This window comes from Oculatella sp. FACHB-28, assembly GCF_014696015.1.
In the GTDB taxonomy this organism is placed as follows: domain Bacteria; phylum Cyanobacteriota; class Cyanobacteriia; order Elainellales; family Elainellaceae; genus JAAUTN01.
Genome location: NZ_JACJPJ010000037.1, coordinates 1 through 7,244 on the forward strand (window position 1 = coordinate 1; position 7,244 = coordinate 7,244).

A 7,244-nucleotide genomic window follows, 5' to 3' on the forward strand; every position below is an offset into this window, starting at 1 on the left:
CCTCATGAATTGCTCTGGGATACGAACTCAGCCCATCTGTCACCACTCGTTGCGGTGATTGTTCCACCACCTCATGTGCCCCAGCAAAAAACGCTTTTGCTGCTGCCATGTCTACTCTTGAATCCACAGCGCTAGACCACCCCCCCGCCCTCGTGCCGCGATGAATTCCTCGGTCACCAGGAAAAAGGCAAAGAAGGGTAGCTTTGCAATCGCAATTTGCTCAAACGCCGCCACTTTCGCCTTGCCCCCTCGAAAATCTGCCGTGAACAGCGATCGCTCGCCAAGTTCAAACTGCACTTGGGTAAAGTCAAATGCCAACAGATTCTTCTTGCCCAAATACTTCGCTGGCCCGGTGAATTTCAGCTTAAAGCTGCCGAGTTGAATTTGGTTGCTCGCAGCCAGTAGAGATGCGATCGCTGTCTGCTCAAATTTGATCTGCGCCGGACTGAAGCGCGGCAGGTAGAAACCTTTGCCGAGGACAATTCCACTATTACGGCGGAGTTTACGAGTTCCCGTTGTAAAGCACAATCGCCACTGCCCCAATAGCGACTCTAGCGGGTAGGTCGATCGCTGCTGTTTGGCGGCTTTCTCGGCTTGCAGCAAAGCCGCAACGACCGTAGCGGGATCGGGGCGATCGCGCTTGCCAGAGCGATACGCCACGACTGCCTGTTGAAGAACATCGAGGTAGTTTGCAGTCGTTGTTAGTTCAGCCGTCATGCAGGTCAACCTCAGGGCGATGAAGGTGGAAATCGCTTTACCAAGAAATTATACGACCGCTCGATCGACGTGGTGATTTTTGGCAGAAACAAGGAAACTGTCAGAACTGGGTACTCGACTTGGAGGTAGAAGCCCCTTGATGCGAGAAGTTTTCAAGAATTCCAATTCTACACCTCGACAGCTTCTTATCCTTTGGGAATACTGTGAAGCGAAGGTGCTGCAAGCGTATGAGCGGTTGAACAGGCCGAGAATTCACAGCTATTATCAGATTTACAGCACTATGAAGACTGTTCAAGTTGAGTACGCAGGTCAGATCCAGGTCGCTGTAGGCAAAAGCCCTAGAGAACTTTATCCTCATCAGAACGAAGCGATCCGAAAGCTGGATGAGCAGAACAAATCGTCGTTTGAAGGTTTGCTAGTTTTGCCTACAGGCGGCGGAAAGACTCTGACAGCCGTTCACTGGCTCCTGCGTAACTTCATCGATCAGAGGAAGAAGGTTTTGTGGATTGCTCATCGCCACGAACTGCTCAACCAGGCATTTGAGACCGTACAACTCAGTGCTTACTCATCATTGCTAGGTAACGTTAGAAATTTTAGATACCGTGTGATTTCCGGGCATCCAAAGCACGATCGTCCAGTTAACATCCAACCAACCGATGACATCATTATTGCTAGCAAGGACAGCCTCAACGGCGGTTTGAATCACCTTTTAGACAACTGGGTTAGGCAAACCGATTCAATTTTGCTGGTGCTTGATGAAGCACATCATGCCACAGCAAAGACCTACCGAAACCTGATTAATGCCATCAAGCAGGATTTCCAAAAGAGAGGAATCCATAGTGGTTTCAAAATGCTAGGATTATCAGCCACTCCATTTAGAACAAATGAGAGCGAAAAAGGGCTACTGAAGAATGTGTTTCCTCAAGACATTATCTTTTCAGAACACTTAAGAACGTTAGTCAATAGAGGTATCCTGGCCGAGCCAGTCTTTGAAAGTCTGGAGACAAATCTAGATTTTTGCCGGGAATTGACTGACAGGGATATCAAAGCGATCGAGGCATTTGACAAACTCCCTAAAGCAGTTGCCGAAAGGCTTGCAATGTCCAGTGTCCGAAATAAACGAATTGTTGACCATTATGTTGAGAACCGCGAAAAGTACAAACCCTTGTTGGTTTTCGCCATTGATGTAGCCCATGCGATCGCAATAAACGCCGTATTTCAACATAGAGGTATCAACTCTGACTTTGTGGTTGGTGAGCTTGTAGATGGAGCAACCAACGCGAAGGTTTCACCCAAGGAGAACGGAGAGAAAATTCAGCGGTTCAGAAGGGGGGAGCTTGAGGTTCTCATCAACGTAGAGATGCTGACCGAGGGAACTGACCTTCCAAACGTTCAGACTGTTTTCCTGACCCGTCCAACCACCTCTACCATTTTGATGACACAAATGATTGGTAGAGCTTTGCGAGGACAGAAGGCAGGTGGAACTGACAAAGCCTATGTCGTCAGCTTCATCGATAACTGGGAAGACAAGATTAATTGGGTGAATCCCGAAAAGCTTCACATTGAAGAAGGTGAGCCTCCTATAATCCCTACCGAGACAGCAAAAAGGATTGCCCGACTTATTTCCATTGAGAAGATTGAAGAGTTTGCCCGGATGATGGACGACTCTATTGACACCACTACCATCGAAAAACTAGATTTTTTGAAGCGAGTTCCGGTTGGCATTTACTGCTTTTCAATTCTTGAGCCATCTGAGTCAAACGAGTCTATGCCCAGGAACCATGATGTGCTCATCTACACTGACACTGAAGAAGCCTACGATTGCTTCGTCAATGATTTAGCAGCTCTATTTAAGAGCATTGACATTGGAAACAGGGAGATCCTGACTGAAGAGGAGCTTAAGTACCTCCTACAACTTACAAAAGAACTGTATTTCCCTGACTACCCATTCTTGATTGGGTATAGAGACGCCGATATCGAAAATATCTTGCGATTCTACGCACAAAAACAAGCAGAACCAGGATTTATCGCTTTCAGTCAACGCCGAAAATGCGACTTGTCAATTGTGGCAAAGCACATGATTGAGCGGAAATTAGACCGCATACAGGAGAAAGAGTATCTTGACTCTTTATGGAATGACAGTACATCCTTCTGGCAAGTTTTGTTTGGGTACAACTATTTATACTTTAAGAAACAGGTAGACATTGAAATCAACAAATTGCTTGGTTTCTACCCTGGTTTGAACGTAAGTGAACCGACTATAATCCCCGAATCAGTACCACTCGATACTCTCTCGCTTGTTGAAATTCGGGAAATAGACCCAGCTGAGTACAGGGAAATTAAGGATGCTGTATTTGCTAAATGTACAGATGCAAACGGATTCATCACCTGTGCTACAAGTGGGTTTAAGAGTCAGATGCGACGGGACTTTCAAGTCGATCACATTAAACCCATGTCGGAAGGTGGTCGAACGACCCTGGACAACCTGCAAGTTTTATCTTGCAAAGCTCATACAGAAAAGACACGGATAGACAATGCCAGGATGAGACAAAGGGCTCAGTTTGTCTAGTTGGGATAGCGACTGCAAAATTGCAAAAAGTTCGGGCTCTTGTCAGGTTTTGATGATTGAGAAGCTTACTTTGACTTGAAGTTGAAGATCCTCGTTGTCTCAATCCGTGATCTCCTCTTAGACGGACAAAGCTCCGGCAGTAATACTGGGACTTTTTTGCCTGTTCAATGCTCTTGGCTCCTTCTAGACACCCTTGATTGGGTAGGGATGTCAAGCCTTTGTTGTTGCTTTCAACTACCAATTTTCTTAATTCGCGAAATTAATTAGGTCTTGGACTTCAGATATCACCCAAAAAACAGCGTTTCTCCTGAGAGAAAGTTAGTAGAGTTTTGAATTCGGCATGATTGGCTACCTTTCTCATCACCGTTTAACTCAATGCTTAGTCTCCACTCAACACCCTGCTGCTTCAAAACAGCAGCAGCTAAATGCAAATCACCTGTCAAAGCGACAGCAAAAAACGCTGCAAATAGCACTGTCGGCAGAGGAAAAGCTTGATCAGGAGGTTGCACCTCAAATGAAACGACTGTTGTTGCGGGCTTTTGCTGTTTATAGACGACGCGATCGCTTACCCGCAGATACTTTAGCTTGGCATCGTCATAGCCTCAAACGGCGGTTTAGAGAGTGCCTCAATCAGAGGGAGCATCAGCATGGGAGGCGCTCGCCCCTCTGCTTTACCTGGTTTCCTTACTATCTTTTCCTGTTGTTAGACGAACCCTCCAACACACCACTCGTTTCTCAGCAAAACCAGAATCAACTCTTGATATCAGATGGAAAAAGAAAGTTCGCCGTCTGGTGGACTCACCATCACAGAAAGCTGCTTGCTCTGGTGAAAGTTTGGCTAGCAAATTGCATCAATCATGCCAAAACGGTGAACCTGAAGCATAGACTGGGCAGTATTAGCCTGATCCCAATCAAAATCGGTAAGAGAGGGGTCAAAGTCCGAAACGTTTGGATTCACTATCACGACCTCTATCACCTTGAAGTTGCTCAGCTCGATCGAATTCAGATGGGAAACCATTGGGTGAGTGGGGTTAACGGTATTAATGGGCGGGTGTTTCATGACGCTCCCATTGTGGAGGAATACGACAGCTTTTTGGATGAAGCCCGAATTGCTATCCACGAAAGCCTCACTCGTCCTTCCGCTTTTAGCCAACTCAAACTGCTTTGCTGGATGGGATTGCTACTCATACAGGGGATTAATCCTTTGGCAGTCACCATCCGTCACATGAAAAGCCTGAAAAAGAAGCAGGCAGAGCTTTGGCTATAGCTTCTACCGGGTGCCGTTAAACTCAGCGGAGTAGTCACCCATCCCACAAGGGATACTCTGGTGCCCTTGCCAGAGTTTTGAAAAACCGGCGATCGCCCCACCTGTCTATCCAACCGCTCAATTTTCTCAACCTTCTGCCGTAGCATCTCAATCCCTCGCTCCAGATGCACTGCACCGGAATGTACAAAACTGGTCGGTTTAGGTGCAAAGGTTAGCTATGTCCGGTGAGCTTGGTCGTTAGACAGAAACAGTTCTAGGTGAAACAGTGTCTCTACAAAAGGGAGTGTCCTTATCGGTTAAGACGCTCTAAGGAATTTTATGATTATGCAACGACCAACTCAACGCCTGCCCATTATTAGTTTTGGGTTTCTTCTAATTTTTTCTGCTGCTAGTGCAGTCTTTGTTCATCACGTTTCTCCTCTTAGAGACACTAATTTTCAACCTAATAGCGCCAATGCTGGTTCATTAATACCCTGGTTACGGGGAGTACATGAAGACACTTGGTTGCAGGGTGCTTCGGTGTTGGCAGGATTGCTTGCTGTGAGCCTAGTACTTATTTTTCGACAGTGGAGCCAAGCAGAAACTCCTCATTCTGCCTCCCCATCGCAAAATGTACTGAGCAAGATTGCAGGTTTCTTAATTTCTGCAAGATGGATTGCTATCGGAAGCAGTCTATTTATGGCACTGTGGCTAGTGGTTCGTCATCACTATGGCTATCTCTACGATCCGAGCAATTTAGGAATGCTCATAATAGCGTCTCTACTGGCAATCCATTTCACATTTATTTTTTGGCTGTGGAACCAATTGGAAAGCAGTGGCAGACACACTCCCTGGTATCAGGGAGTATCAAGAAAAATTGCACAAGCTTTTCTGTTAGCTTATTGGATTGGAATTGGAGCTACCTTATTTTGGGGGTTTCAGTTGCTATTTATTGGTTATCTGCTTGGGCAGTGGTTAGTAGATTAAGAACTTTTACTTACAATTGTCTAACAATTCACTTGGAGCAGACTGATGAAAGATCTTGGTACATGGCGAAGGTTGTTTGCAGCCGCTCAAACGAACTGTTAACAGTTAACATCATTGCCGAAAATGACGCTAACTCGGCAGTGTTTAATTTTCAAGGTGCTAATTAACTAAGCTTACAACTGTACTACAAACACTAGCTCAATGGTCCTTTTGGCAATGTTTCTGCAAAGTGGGATCAGAACGGAGATTGGTCACACCACAACTGAGCCTTCCGACTGATTCGCTCGGATGCTTCCTTTTCGCTCAAATCGATTACTGCCTCCTTAGACTGCTGCAATATTAGGGGGTAGTAGTCCCCATCAAAGCAGAAATCGACTCCAACCAGTTCGATCGCCGTTCGTAACGCTAGGGTGTCATGCATCGGCGGTAGCATAATCATGTTGCACCCGTCGTACTTGCATCTCAGCATAAAGGCAACCTCTTGGGCTGCCTCCTGGGTTTCAAGCAGTAGTCGCAATGGTTGCATGTCAAGATATTAATACATCGCCTCCCCTTTTCTCAATCTTGTCAAAGCTGGTGCAGCGTTACATGGCATTTGTCCGAAGGCGGAAGGGGAGGAAAGCAACCTGGAACTGCTTAAAGGTCCTTCTTAATGCGTTTTGCTATGGAATTCTCCGTTCGCGAAGCGGCTCCCTTGGAGCATCGCTTCTCTCGGTACTTGTCAAAGCCTTACACAAAGCTCTGACACTTTCGATTACACCGCTCTGGGCCAATTTCTACCTCATCATCGACTCATCACTTATGTTTATTCAAGCTAAATTTTCTAGCCGATTTATTCGATTCCTGTCCCTCAGCCTGACCGTTGCAATGCTGTCCTCACTAATGGGACAGATTCCGGCCCAAGCACAAACCACTTTTTCAGATGTAGCGTCAGATTATTGGGCAGCACAATTCATTCAAGCACTCGTCGATCGTGATGTGATTCGCGGCTTTGCCGACGGCAGCTTTCGCCCCGACGAGCCGATTACTCGTGCCCAGTTTGCCGTTTTGGTCGGGCAGGCGTTCGACCGACCGACTGTTCGCAGTGCCGTTCGTTTTCGGGATGTGCCTAGTAGCTATTGGGCTGCCAGCGCTATCCAAACCGCTTACACCGAAGGCTTTCTCAGTGGTTATCCTGGCAATGTCTTTAACCCAGATCAGCCCATGCCCCGCGCTCAGGTTTTAGTCGCTCTGGCGAGCGGTCTACAGTTTCAGCCGAGTGGAACCAATGCCAGCGTGACAGGTGGCTTCCTTGACTACGATTCAATTCCTTCTTATGCCCATGATGGCGTGGCGGCGGCGACCTTCCGCGACCTCACCGTGAACTACCCCAACATTGATGTTCTCAATCCCAATCGCGCCGCGACCCGTGCTGAAGTGGCCGCCTCAATTTATCAGGGTCTGGTGGCGACTGGCAGTGCTCCTGCGATCGAGTTTCCCTATATTCCCTAAGCCAAGCGATCGCTCCTGTGCAAAAATGCATAGCGGCAGTGGAGGTATAAGCTTGTAAAAATGAAACTGTCAGAACTGAGTACTCAAATTGAGGGTAGAAGCCCCTGCCTGATAAACTAGCTTCTGCCCTCAACTTCCGTTTAGTCAGCCTTCGATGAATTGTCCTCACTGCAGCTCGGCTCACACCACTCGATTGCAACGCACTACTGATTTAGGTTACGCGATGTATCGCTG

General features: G+C 47.1%; 6 protein-coding genes and 1 pseudogene. 4 read left to right on the forward strand and 3 right to left on the reverse strand.

Going from position 1 to position 7,244, the window contains the following annotated elements:
• A pseudogene (locus H6F88_RS34305) lies at positions 1 to 112 on the reverse strand (IS6 family transposase); the annotation flags it as partial.
• The gene (locus tag H6F88_RS04490) at positions 112 to 717 is read right to left on the reverse strand and encodes a hypothetical protein (RefSeq protein WP_190641555.1); all 606 of its coding nucleotides are present in this window, start codon (positions 715 to 717) and stop codon (positions 112 to 114) included. The gene H6F88_RS04490 and the pseudogene H6F88_RS34305, both read right to left, overlap by 1 nt.
• Positions 718 to 997: 280 nt before the next feature.
• Between H6F88_RS04490 and H6F88_RS04495 the strand changes: the two genes are divergently transcribed.
• From H6F88_RS04495 to H6F88_RS04505, 3 genes are all read left to right on the forward strand, one after another.
• Positions 998 to 3,286, forward strand: a complete 2,289-nt coding sequence (locus H6F88_RS04495; protein ID WP_190641556.1) for a DEAD/DEAH box helicase family protein — start codon at positions 998 to 1,000, stop codon at positions 3,284 to 3,286.
• Between the two features lie 340 nt (positions 3,287 to 3,626).
• Positions 3,627 to 4,553: a hypothetical protein gene (locus H6F88_RS32580; RefSeq protein WP_199333451.1), complete on the forward strand. Its 927-nt coding sequence runs from the start codon at positions 3,627 to 3,629 to the stop codon at positions 4,551 to 4,553.
• Between the two features lie 324 nt (positions 4,554 to 4,877).
• Positions 4,878 to 5,519: a hypothetical protein gene (locus H6F88_RS04505; RefSeq protein WP_190641557.1), complete on the forward strand. Its 642-nt coding sequence runs from the start codon at positions 4,878 to 4,880 to the stop codon at positions 5,517 to 5,519.
• A gap of 235 nt (positions 5,520 to 5,754) precedes the next feature.
• Here H6F88_RS04505 and H6F88_RS04510 read toward each other — a convergent pair whose 3' ends face one another.
• Positions 5,755 to 6,045 (reverse strand): hypothetical protein, encoded by a 291-nt coding sequence (locus tag H6F88_RS04510; RefSeq protein ID WP_190641558.1) that lies wholly within the window; start codon positions 6,043 to 6,045, stop codon positions 5,755 to 5,757.
• A 275-nt stretch (positions 6,046 to 6,320) separates the two neighbouring features.
• Here H6F88_RS04510 and H6F88_RS04515 point away from each other — a divergent pair, with 275 nt between their 5' ends.
• Positions 6,321 to 7,010: an S-layer homology domain-containing protein gene (locus H6F88_RS04515; RefSeq protein ID WP_190641559.1), complete on the forward strand. Its 690-nt coding sequence runs from the start codon at positions 6,321 to 6,323 to the stop codon at positions 7,008 to 7,010.
• Positions 7,011 to 7,244 lie beyond the last annotated feature (234 nt).

Bases quoted from the DNA above. Each gene is read 5' to 3' on its own strand.
- H6F88_RS04490 (WP_190641555.1), bottom strand. From the start codon at position 717: ATGACGGCTGAACTAACAACGACTGCAAACTACCTCGATGTTCTTCAA.
- H6F88_RS04505 (WP_190641557.1), top strand. From the start codon at position 4,878: ATGCAACGACCAACTCAACGCCTGCCCATTATTAGTTTTGGGTTTCTT.
- H6F88_RS04495 (WP_190641556.1), top strand. From the start codon at position 998: ATGAAGACTGTTCAAGTTGAGTACGCAGGTCAGATCCAGGTCGCTGTA.
- H6F88_RS04510 (WP_190641558.1), bottom strand. From the start codon at position 6,045: ATGCAACCATTGCGACTACTGCTTGAAACCCAGGAGGCAGCCCAAGAG.
- H6F88_RS04515 (WP_190641559.1), top strand. From the start codon at position 6,321: ATGTTTATTCAAGCTAAATTTTCTAGCCGATTTATTCGATTCCTGTCC.
- H6F88_RS32580 (WP_199333451.1), top strand. From the start codon at position 3,627: ATGATTGGCTACCTTTCTCATCACCGTTTAACTCAATGCTTAGTCTCC.